This window comes from Mesorhizobium sp. M8A.F.Ca.ET.057.01.1.1 (assembly GCF_003952565.1).
Lineage (GTDB): Bacteria > Pseudomonadota > Alphaproteobacteria > Rhizobiales > Rhizobiaceae > Mesorhizobium.
The window spans coordinates 2,257,023-2,275,530 of the sequence record NZ_CP034454.1 but is presented as its reverse complement, the minus strand read 5'-3'; the positions used below and the strand labels follow the sequence as shown (position 1 = coordinate 2,275,530).

Sequence of the window (18,508 nt, the reverse complement as noted above, 5' to 3'; positions counted from 1 at the left end):
ACTCTTCAGATCTTGCGCACGCCCGCCCGACCGTCCTCGCGAATACCAATCGCAACGCGTTCGCCCGAAACGATACCGCCCGTGTCGCACACCACAACCGGCATTCGAATGTCGTAGAGAAACTCGGCAACGATAGCGCCCACCGCCAAGATCGGGTCCGGCCGCTCCAGAAGAATACCCACCGGCGCGGTGCCCCTGCGGATCGCCTCGGCCAAGACCGAGGACGAGGATGACGATCCCCGGCCGCTTGGCATGACGAGGATCCTGCCGGCGACATTCTGCCCAAGGCCCGGATGCGAATGATCTGTTATGTCGCCGCTCTCGGCATCGATGCCGCCCCAGAAACTGAGCGGCTGCGAGAACACCAAGGCCTGCCCTTCGGCGGCGCCGGCCACTTGGAAAGTGCCCAGCCGTTCAGCCGCGCCCGTTTCAATCCGCCGCGTCACGACACACCCCGCACGACGTGGCCAACCGCGGCAGAACGGATGCAGTCCCTCATCTCGGCGAAGGCGACGGTCGCGCCGATATTACCCGGCGCGTAATGCGCCCATTTGCCGGAATTGGTCATCACCACGCCGTCAAGACGTTCGAGGATCGAGGTGACGTAGGTGCAGGTATCGGCAACCGGGATCAGGCCGAATGCCTCCATGCCGTCGAGCGCCCCCTCCTCCCGCAGTCGTGTCAGCGTCGCGCGTCCGGTGTTGACGTATATCGGGATCCCCTTGCCCGGTGCTGCCTCGCGCAGCAGCGGCAGCAGGCGCATCCATTCCTCATGCGAGAAATGCGGCGTGCCCAGCGACACGGCGCGGAGCGGCGCACCGTCAGGGACCATCGACAGCCTGGCCAATGCATGGTCGATGTCGGCACGGCTGATGCGGACGATCTCCTCAGGCACCATGCCTTGAAACGCCTCGTCGGCGGTGCCGGCCTCCGGTGTAATGCCAACGGCATGGAACAGCGCCACCGCGCCTGTCGTTGCAGCCGCGGCACCAAGCGCTTTCAACTGGTCCTCGTCACGCGGCTTGGATAGACCCACGATCACCGGAACGCGATCGCCGCTGGCTTGCCCGATGATCAGCCCGACGCCAACGAACAGGCTGTCAGTCGGTTCCAGGTCGGCCATGTCCAGTTCGAACAGGACACGGCCGCGCCGGTTTTCGCTGAGATGCAGGCCCCAGGCCGGTGCGCGCCCGGTCATGGCGCAGCACAGATCGATGAAATCGCCGTAGCGGTTGGTACGCGCGCCGATCACCGAATTGGCGAAGACAATGGCATTGGATTCCCCCCAGGCGATCTGCTGGCCGAATTCAGGCCGGAACCGCGTTTGGTAGGGTGCGCAGGTGAAGGTCGCCTGACAGCCAAGTTCGAGATGCGCCTTCATCAACCGCCGCGCCGGTGCTTCCTCCGCCGCCGACATCTTCACCATACCGGGATGGATGAGGTCGAACGAGCCGACATTGAGCGTCGTCGGCACTTGAACACGGCCGCCGCCTTCGACCAGCCGTTCGACGAAATCGAGCCCTGCCTTGCCGTGATAGAGGCAACCATCGATATGGGCGCCGGTGATGTCGAGCAGGCTGTTTGCTCCGATCGCGTTGGAAAAAGCGGCCAGGATTTTCATGGCCGCTGCAGCGGACGGGCCGTGCTCGCCGTCGAGCATGGATTGGTCGCGGACCGTCAGTTCCAGTGTCATCGGTTTGCTCCGGACTTGTGCCCGGACATGCTGTTCCTCATTGCCGGCTGCGTGGCAAGAGCCGAAGTGAGGATCAACCCGCCGCGATCAACACCGTGCTCTCCGGCGACCATCGCAGCACCACATCCTGCCCCTCCGCCAGCCTGTCAGCACCGGTATTTTGCACGATGACCTTCAGCGTCTGTCCGGCGCGCTCGACGAAATAGGTGCTGTTGTTGCCGGCGAAGATACGCTTCGACACCTGCCCCTTGAGCATGTTGACATTGGCGGCATCCATGGCCCCGACATCGGTGGCAATGCGGATGCGCTCGGGCCGCACGGCGCAGCTTGCCCTGGCGCCGGCCGGAAGCGTCTCGCCCGCCCCCGCGGCAATCGCCGTGCCGTCCGCCAGGCGGATGCCGTTGCCGGTCGTATCGCCGTGAAAGATATTGGCGTCACCAAGGAAAGTGGCGGCGAACTCGCTCTTCGGCCGATCGTAGATCTCTTCCGGCGGCCCTTCCTGCACCAGCCTGCCTTCGCGCAAAATGCCGATGCGGTCGCTCATCGTCAGCGCTTCCTCCTGGTCGTGGGTGACGAAGATGGTGGTGATGCCGATCTCGCGCTGGATGCGCTTCAATTCGATCTGCATATCGACGCGCAGCGCCTTGTCGAGCGCGCCTAGCGGCTCATCCAGCAAAAGCACGCGCGGCTTGGTGACGATGGCGCGGGCGAGTGCCACGCGCTGGCGCTGGCCGCCGGAGAGCTGATGCGGACGACGCCCGCCGAGCTTGCCCAACTGCACCAGGTCGAGCGCACGCTGCACCTCCGTGGCGATCACCGTCTTGGGCTCTCCGCGCACCGACAGGCCGAAGGCGACATTGTCGGCGACGCTCATATTGGGAAACAGAGCATAGTTCTGGAACACCATGCCGATGCGCCGCTTCTCGACCGGGACCCGCTCGACACTCTCGCCGCCGATGGCAATGCGGCCACTATCGGGAAAATCGAAGCCGGCGATCTGCCTGAGCAGCGTGGTCTTGCCGCTGCCCGATGGCCCGAGCAGCGCATAAAAGCCGCCATCGGCGAAATCGATGGAGACATCGTCCAGCGCCTTGTGCGCGCCAAAACTGCGCGAGACATTCGCTACCTTGACGCCTGCCATTATTTCTCTCCGCCGAATTTGAAGAACCGCGCCGTCAGCAGCATCAGCGCCATCGACACGATGATGATGATCGTCGACACCGCATTGATCTCGGGCGTAAAACCTTTGCGGATCGCGGCGTAGATTTCGACTGGCAGCGTCGTCTGGCCCGGCGTCGCCAGGAAATAAGACACGACGAACTGGTCGAACGACACGGCGAAGGCAAACAGCCCGCCGGCGATGATGCCCGGCATGATCCAGGGTAGTGTGACGCGGTTGGTTACCTGCCATTGGTTGGCGCCAAGCGAGCGAGCCGCCTCTTCTAGTTCCGGCGCGAAAGTCTGCAGCCGGGCCGAAACGACGACGATGACGTAGGGCAACGCCAGCGCGACATGGCCAAGCAGGATGGCGAACAGGCCGCGCCCGATGCCGACACCGAAGAAGAAGATCAGCATAGCCGTGCCGGTGATCAGCCAAGGAATGGCGATGGGCGGAAACAGCAGCGCCTGCAGGAATTTCTTGCCGCGAAACTCGTAACGAAAGAGCGCCAGCGACGCCGCCGAGCCGAGCACGGTTGAAATGATCGTGGTGATGACCGCGATTTCGATGCTGTTCCAGGTCGCTGCGATCAGCTGGTCGTTCTGCCACAGCGAGGCGTACCACTCGGTCGTCCATTCAAACGGCAATTGGTAGAAGGGCGAGACGTTGAACGACATCAGCGCCATGATGATGATAGGCAAATAGAGGAAGGCGAGCAGCAGCCCGACATAGAGGCGACCCAGCCATTCGAGGATGCGCGTCGTCGCCATCACGCCACCCTCCGCAGCACCGGCGAAGCGACCGCCAGGATGGCCAGCACGACGGCGAGCAGGATGAAGGACAGTGCTGCCCCGAGCGGCCAGTTGAACACGGCGACGAACTGGTCCTCGATGACCGTGCCATAGAAGGTGCCGGTGCGGCCGCCGAGAATGCGCGGCTCCATAAACGAGCCGACGACGGGAACGAAGATAAGTGCCGCGCCCGCCACCAGTCCCGGCAGCGACAGCGGAATGATCACCCGCTTCAAGACCTGCAGCCGGGAGGCGCCGAGCGAGCGCCCGGCCTCGATCAGCGAGTCGTCGATCGCCTGCAAAGTGAGGTAGCAGGTCAGCACCATGTAGGGCACGTAGGAGTGCACCAGGCCGATGATGACAGCCGGATAGGAATACATGAGATCGATGTTGATCTTGAACGGCAGCACGGCGTTGAGCGCGGTGTCGAGAATGCCGCCCTCGCGCAAAACCATCGCCCAGGAGAAGATGCGCACCAGCCCGTTCGACCAGAACGGCAGGATGACCAGCAGGAAGATCGCCTCGCGGCTGCGGCCCTTCAGCACCTTGGCCAGCACATAGGCCGCGGGATAGCCGATGACGATGCACCACAGCGTCACTTCGAGGCCAAGGCGGAGCGAAGCCAGCAGCAGGGTCAGATAAAGGTTTTGCGAAAAGAAGGCGGCGTAATTGCCCAGCGTGAAAGCCCACGGCCTTCCCGATAGTGGCAGGTCGGTCATGAACGAGAAAAAGACCATGGCCGAGAGCGGCAGGAAGATAGCCACCGTCAGCCAGAGATAGGCCGGCGCCAAAAGCGGCAGCGCCGACCTCAGCCCGCTGCGCGATGCGGCCGCACCTGCCATGATACCCACCTCCCAGGATTGAGGGTCAGCCGGCGCGAACCGCCGGCTGGCCCCTGAAGCTCGTTACTTCACATCGACCTTGAGCTGTTGCCAGAGCGCCAGATAGGCCTCACGCTGCGCGTCCGTGATCGGCGCCTGGAACTGAATGCGTTTGGCCACCGCGGGATCGCCCATGACCTTGCGGTTGAAGGCGTCCTCGGGAAGCGCTGCGACCGCCTTGGTGTTGGCCGACACCGGCGCGCCGACCTTGGTCACCCATTCGACGTAGAATTTCGGATCGATCATGTAGTTGATGAAGGCCTCCGCACCGGCAACGTTCTTGGAGCCGACGGGAATGGAGAAGGCGTCGAGCCAGGCGACGGCGCCCTCCTGCGGGATGACCAGTGAGACCGGCAGCTTGAAGTGGGTCTTGGCGCGGTCGGCCGAGCCGCTCCAATAGGTGCCGATGTCGATCTGGTTGGAGGCGACCATCTGGTTCCAGTCGTTCTCCGAGCTCCAGAAGGTCTTGATCTGCGGCATCAGCGACGTGAGCTTGGCCTTCACCGCGTTCATATCCTTGATGTCGTTGATGTTCTGGCCGGTGGCGATGGCGCCGAACTGAACCGCCTCGACGGCATCGTCGCGGATGACGACACGGCCCTTGTGGGCGGGATCCCACATCTCTGCGATCGACGTCGGCGGCTTGTCGAAGGATTTTTCGTTGATGGCGAGCGCCGTCAGGCCCCACACCCACGGCACGCCATAGACCTTGCCGTCGTGGTCGAGCATCGGCGATCCGGCCTTGTCCTTGCTGATGTCGGCATAGTTCGGCAGCTTGGACGTATCGATCGGTTGGATCAGCTTTTCAGCCATCGCCTGGTCGTTGAAGGCGGCGTTGATCATGACGACGTCGTAGAGTCCGGGATTGGTTCGGATCTTGGTCAGCATCTCCTGTTCGGAGTTGAAGAAGTCGTTGACCACCTTGTTGCCGGTCGCCTTCTCGAAAGCGGCGATGGCCCACGGCTCGTCGGCGCCATAGCCCTTCCAGTTGAGCACATGCACCTCGTCGGCCTTGGCGGCAAAAGCGAGTGCGGAGGTGAAGACGGCGGTCGCCGTCAAGAGAGCAGTCAAGTCAGGCATGCGCATGGTTCGTTCCTCTCTGTGTTTGCCCGCTTTCCGGGCTTGTCAGGCTGTCTGATGGGCCTTCCGTGTCTGGCCTGGCGCGCCGGTCAAGGCGACCTGACTCAGGAAAGTCTGGATTTCCGCGTCGGCCGGTGCCGATGAGCCGCCATGACGGGTGACCGAAATGGCGGCCGCCGCATTGGCGTAGCGCGCGGCCTCGAACGGCTGTACGCCACGCGACAGCGCGCTGACGAAGGCGCCGATATGCGTGTCGCCGGCGCCATTGGTATCGACGGCTGCGACCTTGAAGCCGGCTATGGTCCGTGCCGTACCGTCGGCCAGCCGGACGAGGCATCCGCCTGCGCCGGCTCGGATGACGACGCCATCGGCCTTCGCACAATGATCCATCAGAAGCCGCGCCGCGAGCGCCTCGGCGTCGCCGGGGCCGGCGATCTCGGCCGCCTCCGTCGTGTTGCAGCTCAGCCAGGTCGTGCGGGCAAGCCCACGATCGAGAATGGCACGTGGAATGTCCGCAATGACCGGCGTCGGATCGAAGACGAAGGGAATGTCTGGCGGTAGCGCCTCGATCCATTCGGTCAGCGCATCGCGGCTTCCGGGGTAGCTCAGCGTGTAGCCTGACGTGAACACCCAGTCATCAGGGCCGATCACCACCGGCGCCATCAGGTCGCGGCTGAGAACGCTCTCGGCCCCTGGCCACGAGACGAAGGTGCGTTCGGCGTCGCTCGAGATCATGGCGACGCAATTGCCGCTGTCCGTCAAAGGCGATGGCGGCGTCAGCGTCTCGATGCCCTCGGCGGCGAAGGCGGCACGCAGGAAGTCGCCATTCGGACCGCTGCCGAGCTGGCCGCCAAACACCACCTTCATACCGGTGCGGGTCGCGGCGACCATCATGTTGAAGCCGCCGCCGGCAAGCTGCGCATAGTTCGACGCCGTTTTCTCGGTGCCGGGCGCCGGCAAGGCGTCGATGCGGTAGACATAGTCGACCACCGCGCTGCCGACATGGACGAGACGCCCGCTCACGCCGCGTCCTTGCCGGAACCGGCCTTGCCGACGCGACCGTTCGACATCCGCGCCGCGACAAGATCGGCGGCCAGCGCCCGAACCTGCGCCATGTCGATGCCCTTGAGGCCGGCGATGCGATCCTGCGGTAGACGCGAAAAGCCTCTGCAGGCGCCGGCCATTCCGGCCGCGATGGCGCCGATCGTGTCGGTGTCACCTCCCAGATTGGCGCTTATGACAGCCGCTTGCCACGGGTCGCCGCCGGCGACTTCCAGCACGGCGAAGGCGGCCGGTACCGATTCCTGGCTGGCGACGCCGGTCCCGACCAGATCGGTAATGAGCCGGATTGCATCCCTCTTCACCTTGCCGCGCACCAGATCTTGCGCCCAGACGATGCGGGCGGCGATGTCGCCACCGGTCACCCAGTTTCCCTGCGTCGCCCCTCGCCGCGCCGCCGCGACCGCGCTGTCGGACGCCGCACGCCAATCGCCACCGGCAACGCCGCGGCTGACGGCGGCCGCGACCGCTGCGGCTGAGGCGATCGCGATCGAGGTGTTGTGGGTCGCCCGGCAGGTCTCCGCCACCTTGGCGATGAATGCGTCGAGTGGCTCCAGCGGCATCATGATGCCGACCGGCGCAATGCGCATGGCGGCGCCATTGGTGTCGCCGCTACGCCCCGCCTCTTGTGCCGGCACGCCATTGTTGATGGCGTCGATGGCGCGCTTGGTCGACGGCCCCAGGAGATCGTAGCTGCCGCGCGCCTTGACCTCACGCTCCCAGTCGAGCAGCGCGTTCACCCAGCGCGCATGGTCGAAGCCGTCGCCGGACTCAATCAGGATACGGCCAAGCAGCAATGCCTGTTCGGTATCGTCGGTGATGGTGCCGGCCAGCAGCCCCTTCGATACCGGGTGGCCCGCGAAAGGCGCGACGAAATCCGCGACATGGCCGTAGAGTTCGGCAATGCGGGCCGGCGAGAGAAGCTGCGTCGGCATGCCGAGTGCATCGCCCAGCGCTCCACCGACAAGCGCCCCCATGGCGCGATCAAGCGTGATGTTGTCCGGCATCGCTCAGAACCTCATATGCAGCGCGAAATGCGCGGGGTTGAGCAGACTGGTGACATATTCGATCGGCCGCTCGTCGGCCGCACGCGTCAACCGGCGGCCGCGCAGGAACGGCGTGCCTTGCGGGCAGCCGAGGATGGCGGCGTCATCGGCATTCAGCATCTCGATGTCGACCCACTCCTCGCCATGGTCCGGTACCAGCCCCGCCCCGCGCAGCGTCTGGTGCAGCGAACCCTCGCGCAGGCCGCGCAATGGCACGTCCTCCAGTTCGGACGACAGCGGCAGGCGACTGCGCTCGATGGAGATGGCGTGGCCGTCGCTGGCATTGGTGCGCACCCGGTCGACGGCGATGAAGAACGGGCTTTCGACGTCTAGCAAGGTCGCCAGTTCGGCATCCTCGATGACCTCCAGCCGCAGTGTCCGGGTCTCTGCATTGGCGCCCGCATTGGCCAGCGCCCGCGACCAGCCGATGGCGTCATCGACCGGCTTGCCGTCGAAAGTGACGAAGGAGCCGATACCGACCCTGGTGGTGATCAGCCCGCGGCTGGAGAGCTCTTCGAGGCCTTTGCGGACGGTATTGCGGCTGACGGAGAAGCGCTGGACGAGCTCGTTTTCGCTTTGCAGCCTGTCACCGAAGCCAAGAACTCCGGAGCGGATCTCATGCTCGAGAACGGTCGCGATCTGCTCGGGCTTGCCCGTGCCGGGAGACAGTTGAACGACGCGCCGCTTCATATGCGTACCTGTTCAGTGAACCTGTATAACCCTGTTCAATATCTTGGCACGCGAACTCTGTCAACGATCAGCCGGGGGACGCTTTTCACCCCATCTCGGTCCGCGGCGAGCCAGCACTTCGAGGCAACTGCTGACGAAAAAAGAAAGCCCGCTCCGGGAAGCCGGGGCGGGCCTTGGGAGAGGATGAAGGGGGTGGGACCCTCTCCTCTTGCATACGTGAACCCCGCTAAAGCCGGATCATAAGCCAGCTTGCCTGCATCACAATCCGGTGCTCGGCAACGTAAGCGCGGTCGCGCGATCGCGATTGCTCCCGTGATCGAACTGCTAAATGCGTCCCAGGACGACAAGGATGATGATGATGATCAACACAAGTCCGAGACCACCGCCACCATAATAACCGGTTCCGTAGAACGGACCACCACCGATACCGCTGAAGCCGCCAAGCAGCGCGAGGATTAGAATAATGATAAGTATCGTTCCGAGACCCATGGCTTTCCCAGCTCCTAAATGCGCGCTTTCGCGCCGTTTCAACATCACGCTATTTCAGATGTTGTAAGGTATGAACGTTTTAGGGGAGCTGGCGTTCCGCCGGGCCGAACGCGGCTACGGAGCGTCCGGCCGCAAAGCAGAAAGCCCGCCTGGACGGCGGGCTTTCCGACCGGCCGGAGGCCAGGAGAGTGCGGTCAAAGCCTCAGGGCTGGTTCCGCAGCCTCCTTCAACCTCAGCGGCGTGAGATCAGCAGGCAGAGCTGGCGCAGGTCGCGGTCATAAGTCCCCTCGCTGCCGAGGACGTCGACGCAGCGCTTCTTCATGCGCGTCAGCTGGGAGCTCGACATCTGGGCAACGGCACCCGGAACGTTGAGTTGGCTAGGGTTGGGCGATATGCCCAGGTTCGACGGGTTGCCAGGATTGGTTACGTTGTCAATGCCTACGCCGACACCAGCACCACTAGTATCTCCAACATTGGCGCCAAGCCCCGCGTTGATACCGCCTGTTCCACCAACATTGGCACCGAGCCCGGCGTTGATGCCGCCCGAATCTCCGATATTGGCGCCGGCTCCGATATTGGCGCCGTTGCTGCCGCCGATCGAAGCGCCGAGCCCGGCGCTGGAGCCACTCGAGCCACCGAGATTGACGCCGGCGCCGGCATTGCCTCCGTTGCTGCCGCCGATCGAAGCGCCGGCGCCGGCGTTGACCCCGCCACCGCCGCCGACCGATGCGCCGACACCGCCATTGACGCCGCCGCTACCGCCAACCGAGGCACCGACGCCAAGGCCCGCTGCACTTGCCGGCATGGAAAGAACGAAAACCATTGCACTACCCGCCAACAAACTGGCGACTGTCTTGATGGTAAAAGCCATAACACTCTCCTGTTGTCGTTGCGCTAAGGCAGTCGGCACCCAAGCCGATTGCGATGACAACTACGTCGGAGATAAATTTGAGTTTCAGATCAACCTAAATTAGCTGGCACTATGGTAGTCGTTGCCGAAACAAGAGAAAAATAATTGTATTAAAAATATAGTATATATGTAAATGATATTTTGTAGCAGGCGTATGCGATCTCTACATTCTGAAGAGTACAAGAGAAAAACGATTCTTGAGCGGCCGCTGGAGGGCCCATGATCTGTTGCAGGGCTGCTGCTACGCGATAGCCGGAATACAGCGCCCTCGCCCGGGGAGCAGCTCCGACCACTGGACGCTAAGGAGCCTGTTGGCCACCCCTGACAGTCTGGCCTTCAGAATAACCGGTAGAACAGTCGGTAGTGCACACGTTCCATGTAAGCGCGATACTCCGGCTCGGCGGCCAGCAAGGCCTCCTCGCGCAGGATCCGATACAGCTGCATGTAGGTGATGACCGCATAGACAGCGAGATTGTGGAAGGAAAAGGCCGACAGGAGGTAGAGCACATGGCCGGCGAGGTAGCCAGCATAGATCGGATGCCGCACCAGCCGATAGGCACCGCCCGTCATCACACCGCGATTGGCCGGCAGAATCGCAAAAGAGCGCCCCAGCGAGATTTTGCCCCAGATAACGAACAACAATGCGATGATCTGTAACGGCGCGGCGACGTAGAGAGGAATGAGCGCGATGCCTGGCTTGAGGCTGATCAATGCAACGCCAAAACTGGCTGTCACCGAAACGATGACGGTAAGCAGATTCCAATCACGCGTGACCGGACGCCGCGACAAAAGCAGCCAGGTGAAGGTGAGTATCTCGGAAATCGCCACCAGCGCGGTATTGAGCCGGGTCGGATCCTCGAGAAGTTGATAAACGCCGCGATAGACGAACAGCCCCGCGCACAGCAGCGCACAGGTGCGAAAGAAGCCTTCGCGCAAGTCGAGCATGATCTCGTGCTTGCGCGCCGCCGACAAAAGCCTTTTGTCTGCTGCACGCGAAAGCGCTTCACTTTTTGACATGAGCAAGGCAAGCATCCCGATGGTCCCTCGAGGCGACCTTTGCACGTAACCATTGCCGTGCCGTTAACCGAGAAGATCAGATCGGCATCAAACCGGTTCGAATCGCCGAACGGCAAGGCCGTACCCGGTCTTTCCGGCTTCGACGCGATGACATCCTTGTCGGCCAGCATCTCGGGATATGACCTTTCGCGGCCTCTGCACCGACCCTATTTGAGGTATCCATTGCTGAAATATCCCGCAAAATCCGGACGTTGCGCAACAGTCTTGCCATCGGCATCGTGCAGGATACCGGCGGCGAGGAGATAGGAGCCGATCGCTTCCATCTTGGCGGGATCCATGGCGCCGATGGTACCGTCTTGCCCCCGCAGATAGTGCCCCTCGATCAGTGCCTTCAGCGACGCATGGATCAACGCCGGACTGGTGAGGGCATCCTTGTTGGCGGCGATCAGCAGGGTGGCGGCTTCCTCTGCATGATCGACCGCGAACTGATAGCCGCGCCGCGTTGCCTGGATGAAGGACGACGCCAGTTGGGGATTTGCCTGGAGAAACGCTTCGCTCGAAGAGATGAGCGTCGTGTGCTCGTCGGGGACGCCATAGTCGGCATAGACGAAGCTGCGTTGCTTGACGCCCTTGAGCTCGGCTTCGACGCCCTCCCAGGTCGATACTTCGAGCGTGAAGTCGACCGAACCATTGGCCAGCGCCTCATAGGCGGAAGTGCCGAGCGTCACCGTCTCGAAATCGCCCTTGCCGCCATCATGCCGGATGATGGTCGAGATCAGCGCGTTCTCCCAGGCGCTGCCGAAACCGCCATAGGTCAGGCCATCCAGATCCTTCGGGCTCTTGATCTCGCTGCGCGCCGCATTGAACACCAGCCTACCTGTTTCGGACTGCACGACGGCATAGACGGCCTTCAAGTCGGCGCCGGCGGTCTTCTGGGTGAACAGGCTAATGGTGCCGTTGATGCCGAAATCGGCGACGCGGTTGGCGACAAGCGTGCCGGCGCCGGTGTCGCTGTAAGGCACGATATCGACCTCCAGACCGGCCTCGCGATAAAACCCCTTTTCGCGCGCGACGAACAGCCCGATGTGGTTGGTGTTGACCGTCCAGTCCAGCGCGGCGGTGACTTTTTGCGTTGCCGCGAAGGAGCGGCTCGATCCGGTGATCAGCGGTACGCTGCCGGCAAGGGTGAGCAGCAGAGCCTGCCTGCGCGTCAAGTCAGTCATGGTCATGTCCTTTGGTTGGCTGGAGGTTGAGCAGAATGTCGAGGATCTCGGCCTCGACTGCCCCGGCATGCCGTGTGGCGGCGCTGGCCGGATCGCGCGGGCGCGGTAGTGGCACCTTGATCTCGCGCACGACACGGGCCGGCCGCGCGGACAACACATAAATGCGGTCGGAGAGGAACACGGCTTCGCGCACATCATGGGTGATCAGCAACGCCGTCCAGCGATGATGCCGCCACATCTGTTCGAGCCAGCGCTGCATGGCCGCGCGGGTCAGGGCGTCGAGCCCGCCGAACGGCTCGTCGAGCAGCAACATGTCGCGTTCCTGCACGACAGTGCGCAGCAGCGCCGCGCGCTGGCGCATGCCGCCCGAAAGCTGCGCCGGAAAATGCCGCTCGAAGCCGGCGAGCCCGAACTCGGCAAACAGCGGTGCGACACGCGCTCGCGCCGCCTTTCGCCTGACGCCTTGCACCTCGAGCCCGAGCGTCGTGTTGTCGAGGATGCGCCGCCACGGCATCAGCGCGTCGCGCTGCGGCATGAAGGCGAAATGCCTGCCATGATCGTCGAGCGGCGCGCCGTCGAAACACATCTCACCCTCGCCATGCTCGGCGCCGGTCAGAAGCTGGAACAGCGTCGACTTGCCGGCCCCGAAGGCCCAAGGATAGAGACGAATTCGCCGGCATCCACGCGCAGCGAAATGTCGGCGAGCACTTCCAGCCCGCCAAAGGCCTTGCGTATATGCCGCAATTCGAGCCGGCTCATGCTTGCGGGCCTTTTCCGGCGGCTTGCCTGCCGGCGGCTCTTTCCCAGGGCATGGCAAGTCGCTGCAGCACCACCGTCAGCCCGAATAGGACGAGGGTAAGGGCCGCGCTGACCCCGACGGCGGCGAGCACCAGGTCGGGACGGAAATTGTTTTTGGCGTTGAGCATGTAGATGCCCAGCCCTTTGGCCGCGCCCGCATATTCGGCGAAGATGGCGCCGACGACGGCATAGGTGATGGAGATCCTGAGGCCAGCGAAGAAATAAGGCAGCGCCGAGGGCAAGCGTGCCAAGATGAAGACCCGCCAGCGCCCTGCTCCCATGGCGCGCAGCATCTGGCCGATCTCGACCTCGGTAGCCTCGTAGCCCTGCACCAGAGCCACCAGCATCGGGAAGAAGGTGACCAGTGCCACCAGCATGATCTTGGGCATCAGCCCGAAACCGAACCAAAGCACCACCAATGGCGCGATGGCGACCAGCGGCAGGGTCTGGCTGACTATTAAGACAGGAAACAGCGCGCGCCGCAAAGGCTGGAAGAAGTCGACCAGCATCGACAGCGCGAAGGCGGCGCTGAGCGAGCAGGCAAAACCGATCAGCGTGGCGCGGATGGTGGGAATGGCGTTGTCGAGCAGCGCGTCACGATTGAGCATCGCCTGTTCGAAGACGCGCGAGGGCGCCGGCAGAACCGTCGGTTTGATGCCGGAATGGTTTGCGTAGAGTTCCCACGCCACGAGCACCAGGCCGATCGATATCACGGCCGGCGCTGCCTGGGCGAGGAAGCCCGCGAGCTGACGTGGGTTGGATGACGATAAAGCCACGAGAGGATGACCTTGACGGCGTTCGCGCGTCGGCGCGAACGGTTCAGACGGCAGTGGGACTGTTGGCCGAAACCGTGACGTCGAGGGTTACGTGGCCGGCGCCCGGTCCGAAGCGGCAGAAGGCTTCGTCGAGCGCCGAGAAGATCGCGCCGGCATCGCCGCGCAGCTTGGTGCAGAAATTCTTGGAGCGATCATAGACGCCAGACTGCTTCAGGAAATCGATGCAGCCATAGATCTCGTCCATATGGTCGTCCGTGCCCATCACATAGAGCGAGAACTGCGCCGCCGCTGGCTGGCCAGTGGCGGGCGCGCCGCGCACGGCGGAAATGGCGGCTTGCTTGCGCGGGCCGAGTGGCCCGGCAGGTCCGCCAAACGTGCCGGAGCGGCAGATCGGATCGTCCGGCTCACCTGGGCAACCACGCGAAATGGTGGCCGACAGCACGCAATGCTTACCGCTGCCAGACGCAGCCACGAAAAGGTCGCGCAGCGCCGGGAATAGCACCTCGGGGGCCCGACCAGCAAGGTCGAGATGTCGTCGGTCTCGATCCTGAGCTTGTCGCGATACGGATCGAGCGCGCCGAGCGCACCCAGGATGACGCCGACAAAATCGTCGGCCATGGGATATAGGGAAACCTGTGCGCCTGAAAACATCGCCCGCCTCGCTCCGCTGGTATTACCCAGATCAGCTTCTAGGGTCTGTGGGCTTGCCGCCCCCGTCTCAGCCCCGACCGTACGGAGCACCCCTGTGGATGGCGGCGTTAAAGCACCATTCGATCGGTTGGGGAAGCTGTTTTTTCAGCAAGCTGCGCCAAAAGCATTGCGCCAGCACAGACGCGACCGGGTGCTGGCGGCCCCGGAAATTTGTCGCGAGCCAGGCGCAACCAACAGCCCGACCATCACGCCGCGACATGAATTCCAACACGGACCAGAATTGCCCGACCAATCCGCAGGGCGCGCAGACGAATGCCAATGGCAACGCGACCGCGCCGACCGTGAACGACAAGAACTGCGGTAAGTAGTTTTCGCGGCGTGGAAAGCGGGGACGCAAGGTCCGCGCTTTCCGTCCGCATTGATTTCACTATCCGCCACGACCGGCCGGCGGCACCTCTGGCGCCGATTCGCTGGCCACTTTGCCAAACACTCTTATTTCGGGGCACGGTTTTCCGGCTTTTGGCTGTGCGAATGCGGCGTGCATTTTCATCAGCCGTTTGAGCAAGCGGCCATAGGTGAGGTATCGAACCCGGCCATTGGCAAGATCGAACTCCACCCTCCCCCATCGCCTGACCGGACCTTTTCCAGTTGGCGGACCCAGTCGCGCGATCTGAAAGGCCAACCGGACCTCGCGGCCGGCAACGTCCAGATAGATACCGGGATTGCCGCCCAGGACGTGCCACAATCGGGCAACGTGCTCGATCGACATGTCGGATGAAATCGCCATGTGGTTCCGCTCAAGTCGCGCCCAGACGAAATCACCGGTTGGCTGCCGCGTCCCGGACACCAAATCCTTGCAATAGGCTGGCGCCACCTCGCGCACCAACGCGCGCATCGCGGTCGCCACGCTGTCGGCCACATCCCGCCGCGTCGCCCAGTGTGCTTCCGAGAACGGCACCTGTCCGAGGATGTCGCCGTCATCGAAATTGGCGGACATCTTGTGCAATGTCACGCCGCCATGAACGGCATGCTGGCCGTCCGCGGCCAGGCGATGGAGAGGATGCGGACCCCGGTAGTTGGGCAGCAGCGCCGGATGAAAATTAAGCCCGCCCTTGGGAAAGAGGCCGAGCAGTTGTTGTGGGATCAAGGTCGGGAAAGCGTAGCAGATCAGTACATCCGCGGCGATGTCAGGCAATTGCCGGCCAAGCTCGTCCCAGTCGTAAGGCCGGCCGAATTCGATCAACTTCGCCGGCGTGTTGCCGAGATAGCGCCTGAGCAGAAGCCGGCGCCTCAGCCGGCGCCGAAAATTGCCGATGCTGAAGCCTCTGGATGGGTGCTGAAAGCCAGGCACGATGATCGCGCCAATACGGTTTCCCGCCTCGATCCACCCGGAAAGCAGGGGCCCGGTGTAAGCAGAAACATCCAGGATGAAAACTGCATTGAGCTGCCGGGGGCGGGCCACAGGCTCGGAAGAAATCATCTTTTCAGATCCGGCGGGGCCAGACATCGGCCGGCAATCCGGGCACCGGCACGGACCCGCCCGGACAGGACCAAAAGGCCGGCCGAGCCGTCAGCCTGATTTGGGAGAAAGCGGTCCTGCCGCGGCGACACTTGAGAGCCTTTCCCGCTTCACCAACACAGGCTTTTCGTAGAGCTCCTCATGTTCCCCCTGAAATCAATCAACCCGCGCAGTTGGTCAGCAACGCCGCGGACTGTCAACCGCCGGGCGGTTAACAGCCGCTATTGATAAGGGCTTGCGGCAATGGCGGGCGCTTATACCCACCCGCCGCAAAAGACTGATCCGCGAACCTTATGATACGGCCTTTTCACGAACCGGCAGTTTCCAACCCGGCCTGACGAAATGGCAGGTGTAGCCGTTGGGATACTTCTCCAGATAATCCTGGTGCTCGGGCTCGGCCTCCCAGAACGCTCCGGCCGGAGCGAGCTCGGTGAGAACCTTGCCGGGCCACAGGCCAGAGGCATCGACATCGGCGATGGTGTCCTCCGCCACACGCTTCTGCTCTTCACTGGTGTAGTAGATTGCCGAGCGATAGCTCATGCCGACATCGTTGCCCTGGCGGTTGCGCGTCGTCGGATCGTGGATCTGGAAGAAGAATTCCAGAAGCTGGCGGAAGCTGATTTTGGCCGGATCGAAGCTGATCTCGATGGCTTCGGCATGCGTGCCATGATTGCGATAGGTGGCATTCGGCACGTCGCCGCCGCTGTAGCCGACACGCGTGGCGAGGACGCCCGGCATGCGCCGGATCAGATCCTGCATGCCCCAAAAACAGCCGCCGGCAAGCACTGCACGTTCGCTCGAAGTCGCCATGTAACGTCTCCTCAAAAGGCAATTCCGGGAAAACTGTAGCGGCTTTCCCCGGGGAATTGCGCGACAACAAATTTGGATAGCCCCATAAATGGGCATTGTCGCCTGCTTCGTCCAGTCGGACGAGCGGCCATTCGGCAATACCGGTGAAAAGCGCCCCCTAAGGAACGGGGGGCACCTCAGATGCGCGGATGCCGAGTCCGGCTGCTGGCGGCGACCGGCAGATATCGGATACCAGGCGGAATGGCTGCAAAACTGATCGCCACAGGCGGCGCCTCGCGCGACCAGTTGAAAAGAACGGTCTTGACCGGAACGTTGTCCAACCATGCCCGCAGCCGCGACGGCACGTGAGGACCCGACCAAACCATCAGCATGCCATGGTCGCGCAACCGCTGCCTCGTGATCCAGGGCGCGAATCGCATATCGAGATCGGTGAAGATAGACGGCTTGTCATAGGCGTTGAGGCCTGCCAGCATGGCAAGATTGGTGTCGCCACCGACGATGTCGAGCCGGCCCGGCACCGCCGCGTGCCAGATTGCCTCGGCCTCGTCCGAGATCGGCCGAGCCGGCCAGCAGACGGCGTCCATCCGCCCGCGCACATTGCAATCCGTCCAGCGGATGGCCGCATAGGCGCCAGACGTGGCCACGATGCAGATGAAGGCGCAGATCGCCACCCGTCGCATCTCGACGGCGCCGAGCCGGTGACCGAGAAAGGCGAGCGCGACGACGCCGACAAGATTGTACATCGGCGCGCCCCAGGCCTCGCCGGTGCCGGTGAACAAAGAGGCGACCATGATCAGCGTCGCCGGCCCAAGTCCCATCCACGTGAGATAGACCAGCTTACCGCGCTCGACGGGGTCCTGCGGAGCCGGCGTGCGCCGCAGCAGCCCTGATATCGCCAGCACCAGGAGGAAGCCGGAAAACCCGGCCAGCTGGACACCGATATAGTAGAGGCGCGCACGGTGCTCGGTTACCCAGGCATCACGGTCGGCGAAATAGGTCAACGGCAGGAAATCGATGCGGTAGAGTGCGATGGCCAACGGCGCGGCGACCGTGAGACAAACCGCCAGGCCAAGCCACGGCCAGGGCGTAGCCAGCCGGCTGCGGGCGCGCGCGTCGGACAGCAGCCAGAGAGCGCCGAAGGCAAGCAGCAGGCCGGTGGAGAACTTGGCATAGAGCCCGACGCCCGACACCAGTCCGAGCGTCAGCCACCAGCCTGGCCCGCCACCACGGCCGGCGCGCCACAGCAGCCAGCAGATCGCGGCCCAGAACGGCATCTGCGCATAGTCGTGATTGAATTGCGGCGTCGGCCACCCGAAGAAATAGACCGATGGCATCAAAAGCACGGCGGCCAGCGCGCGGCGTTGTCCGAGCATGTCGCGGGCCAGCAGATAGACCAGGACGAAAGTGGCCGAGACCGTCAGTTGGGCCAGCAGATATTGCGGCCAGCGGAACGATCCGGTCAGGAGATGGCTGGCCTCGAGCAGCCAGCCGGGGAGCTGCGGGTGCTTGTAGGTCAAAAGCACCCATTCGCGGCCCCACATGAAGCCTTCCACGACATCGCCGGGCGGTGCGGGATCGATGAGTGTTGGCACCACGGTCCAGCACAGGGTCTGCACCAGACACAAAACTGCCAGCAAACCCCAGGGGTGACGAAGCAGGGCGGACCAGACCGACGACGAGTCCAGCGCCACTGCAGGCAGCCCTGCCGGCACCCAACGATCCATGGAGTCGTCAATTCCCGCCATGCGCGGCTTAAACCACATCGCCCGGTTTGCCGAACAGCCCCAACGTTAAAGCTTACAAAAAAGTATACTTGCAGGTCATTGCAAGACCAAGATTGAGCGGGAACTTCGGCGTCCCGTTGCCCTCACCGGGCAGAAAAGCCCGCACACCTGATCCCACCAGAAAATCCCGGA

General features: G+C 63.2%; 18 protein-coding genes, 2 pseudogenes and 1 riboswitch. Of the genes and pseudogenes, 1 reads left to right on the top strand and 19 read right to left on the bottom strand.

Features of this window, described 5'->3' with window-relative positions; all coding sequences use genetic code 11:
- Nucleotides 1-5: 5 nt before the first annotated feature.
- The 16 genes and pseudogenes from EJ077_RS10555 to EJ077_RS10480 form a co-directional block, all read right to left on the bottom strand.
- Nucleotides 6-446, bottom strand: a complete 441-nt coding sequence (locus EJ077_RS10555; RefSeq protein WP_208701763.1) for an aconitase X swivel domain-containing protein — start codon at nucleotides 444-446, stop codon at nucleotides 6-8.
- Nucleotides 443-1,693 carry an aconitase X gene (locus EJ077_RS10550; protein WP_208701761.1) on the bottom strand — a complete coding sequence of 417 codons (1,251 nt, stop codon included), beginning with the start codon at nucleotides 1,691-1,693 and terminating at the stop codon, nucleotides 443-445. Before EJ077_RS10550 ends, EJ077_RS10555 begins: the two co-directional genes overlap by 4 nt.
- A gap of 73 nt (nucleotides 1,694-1,766) precedes the next feature.
- Nucleotides 1,767-2,834 carry an ABC transporter ATP-binding protein gene (locus tag EJ077_RS10545; RefSeq protein ID WP_208701759.1) on the bottom strand — a complete coding sequence of 356 codons (1,068 nt, stop codon included), beginning with the start codon at nucleotides 2,832-2,834 and terminating at the stop codon, nucleotides 1,767-1,769.
- Entirely contained in the window at nucleotides 2,834-3,622 is a 789-nt protein-coding gene (locus EJ077_RS10540; RefSeq protein ID WP_208701757.1) for an ABC transporter permease, read from the bottom strand. Before EJ077_RS10540 ends, EJ077_RS10545 begins: the two co-directional genes overlap by 1 nt.
- A complete protein-coding gene (locus tag EJ077_RS10535) occupies nucleotides 3,622-4,485 on the bottom strand; it encodes an ABC transporter permease (RefSeq protein ID WP_208701755.1) in 864 nt (287 codons plus the stop codon). Before EJ077_RS10535 ends, EJ077_RS10540 begins: the two co-directional genes overlap by 1 nt.
- Nucleotides 4,486-4,548: 63 nt before the next feature.
- Nucleotides 4,549-5,610 (bottom strand): ABC transporter substrate-binding protein, encoded by a 1,062-nt coding sequence (locus tag EJ077_RS10530; RefSeq protein WP_208701753.1) that lies wholly within the window; start codon nucleotides 5,608-5,610, stop codon nucleotides 4,549-4,551.
- A 39-nt stretch (nucleotides 5,611-5,649) separates the two neighbouring features.
- Complete coding sequence (locus EJ077_RS10525) at nucleotides 5,650-6,627, bottom strand: PfkB family carbohydrate kinase (RefSeq protein WP_208701751.1); 978 nt, start codon at nucleotides 6,625-6,627, stop codon at nucleotides 5,650-5,652.
- Nucleotides 6,624-7,670, bottom strand: a complete 1,047-nt coding sequence (locus tag EJ077_RS10520) for an ADP-ribosylglycohydrolase family protein (protein ID WP_208701749.1) — start codon at nucleotides 7,668-7,670, stop codon at nucleotides 6,624-6,626. The genes EJ077_RS10525 and EJ077_RS10520 overlap by 4 nt, the downstream gene beginning before the upstream one ends.
- Nucleotides 7,671-7,673: 3 nt before the next feature.
- The gene (locus tag EJ077_RS10515; RefSeq protein ID WP_208701747.1) at nucleotides 7,674-8,399 is read right to left on the bottom strand and encodes a GntR family transcriptional regulator; all 726 of its coding nucleotides are present in this window, start codon (nucleotides 8,397-8,399) and stop codon (nucleotides 7,674-7,676) included.
- Between the two features lie 324 nt (nucleotides 8,400-8,723).
- A complete protein-coding gene (locus EJ077_RS10510; RefSeq protein WP_127280942.1) occupies nucleotides 8,724-8,888 on the bottom strand; it encodes a DUF3309 family protein in 165 nt (54 codons plus the stop codon).
- A 232-nt stretch (nucleotides 8,889-9,120) separates the two neighbouring features.
- On the bottom strand, nucleotides 9,121-9,711 hold the full coding sequence (locus EJ077_RS10505; RefSeq protein WP_367142378.1) for a hypothetical protein: 591 nt from the start codon (nucleotides 9,709-9,711) through the stop codon (nucleotides 9,121-9,123).
- Between the two features lie 423 nt (nucleotides 9,712-10,134).
- Nucleotides 10,135-10,830 carry a methyltransferase family protein gene (locus EJ077_RS10500; RefSeq protein ID WP_208701743.1) on the bottom strand — a complete coding sequence of 232 codons (696 nt, stop codon included), beginning with the start codon at nucleotides 10,828-10,830 and terminating at the stop codon, nucleotides 10,135-10,137.
- 191 nt (nucleotides 10,831-11,021) lie between these two features.
- Nucleotides 11,022-12,038: an ABC transporter substrate-binding protein gene (locus EJ077_RS10495; RefSeq protein ID WP_208701741.1), complete on the bottom strand. Its 1,017-nt coding sequence runs from the start codon at nucleotides 12,036-12,038 to the stop codon at nucleotides 11,022-11,024.
- Nucleotides 12,031-12,797 (bottom strand): annotated as a pseudogene (locus tag EJ077_RS10490) (ABC transporter ATP-binding protein). The gene EJ077_RS10495 and the pseudogene EJ077_RS10490 overlap by 8 nt, the downstream one beginning before the upstream one ends.
- Nucleotides 12,794-13,612 (bottom strand): ABC transporter permease, encoded by an 819-nt coding sequence (locus EJ077_RS10485; protein WP_208701739.1) that lies wholly within the window; start codon nucleotides 13,610-13,612, stop codon nucleotides 12,794-12,796. Before EJ077_RS10485 ends, EJ077_RS10490 begins: the two are co-directional and overlap by 4 nt.
- A 43-nt stretch (nucleotides 13,613-13,655) precedes the next feature.
- Nucleotides 13,656-14,263 (bottom strand): annotated as a pseudogene (locus tag EJ077_RS10480) (YkoF family thiamine/hydroxymethylpyrimidine-binding protein).
- Nucleotides 14,254-14,367, bottom strand: a riboswitch (TPP riboswitch). Its footprint overlaps the pseudogene before it by 10 nt.
- Here EJ077_RS10480 and EJ077_RS10475 point away from each other — a divergent pair.
- Nucleotides 14,362-14,631, top strand: coding sequence for a hypothetical protein (locus EJ077_RS10475; protein ID WP_208703201.1), 270 nt, complete (start codon nucleotides 14,362-14,364; stop codon nucleotides 14,629-14,631). Its footprint overlaps the riboswitch before it by 6 nt.
- A gap of 59 nt (nucleotides 14,632-14,690) precedes the next feature.
- Here the strand turns inward: EJ077_RS10475 and EJ077_RS10470 are convergent, their stop codons facing one another.
- The 3 genes from EJ077_RS10470 to EJ077_RS10460 all read right to left on the bottom strand — a co-directional run bounded on the left by EJ077_RS10470 (nucleotide 14,691) and on the right by EJ077_RS10460 (nucleotide 18,316).
- Nucleotides 14,691-15,770: a formyltransferase family protein gene (locus tag EJ077_RS10470; protein WP_208701737.1), complete on the bottom strand. Its 1,080-nt coding sequence runs from the start codon at nucleotides 15,768-15,770 to the stop codon at nucleotides 14,691-14,693.
- Between the two features lie 303 nt (nucleotides 15,771-16,073).
- Nucleotides 16,074-16,592 (bottom strand): peptide-methionine (S)-S-oxide reductase MsrA, encoded by a 519-nt coding sequence (msrA, locus tag EJ077_RS10465; protein ID WP_208701735.1) that lies wholly within the window; start codon nucleotides 16,590-16,592, stop codon nucleotides 16,074-16,076.
- A 176-nt stretch (nucleotides 16,593-16,768) separates the two neighbouring features.
- Nucleotides 16,769-18,316 carry a glycosyltransferase family 39 protein gene (locus EJ077_RS10460; RefSeq protein WP_245458715.1) on the bottom strand — a complete coding sequence of 516 codons (1,548 nt, stop codon included), beginning with the start codon at nucleotides 18,314-18,316 and terminating at the stop codon, nucleotides 16,769-16,771.
- Nucleotides 18,317-18,508: the final 192 nt, after the last annotated feature.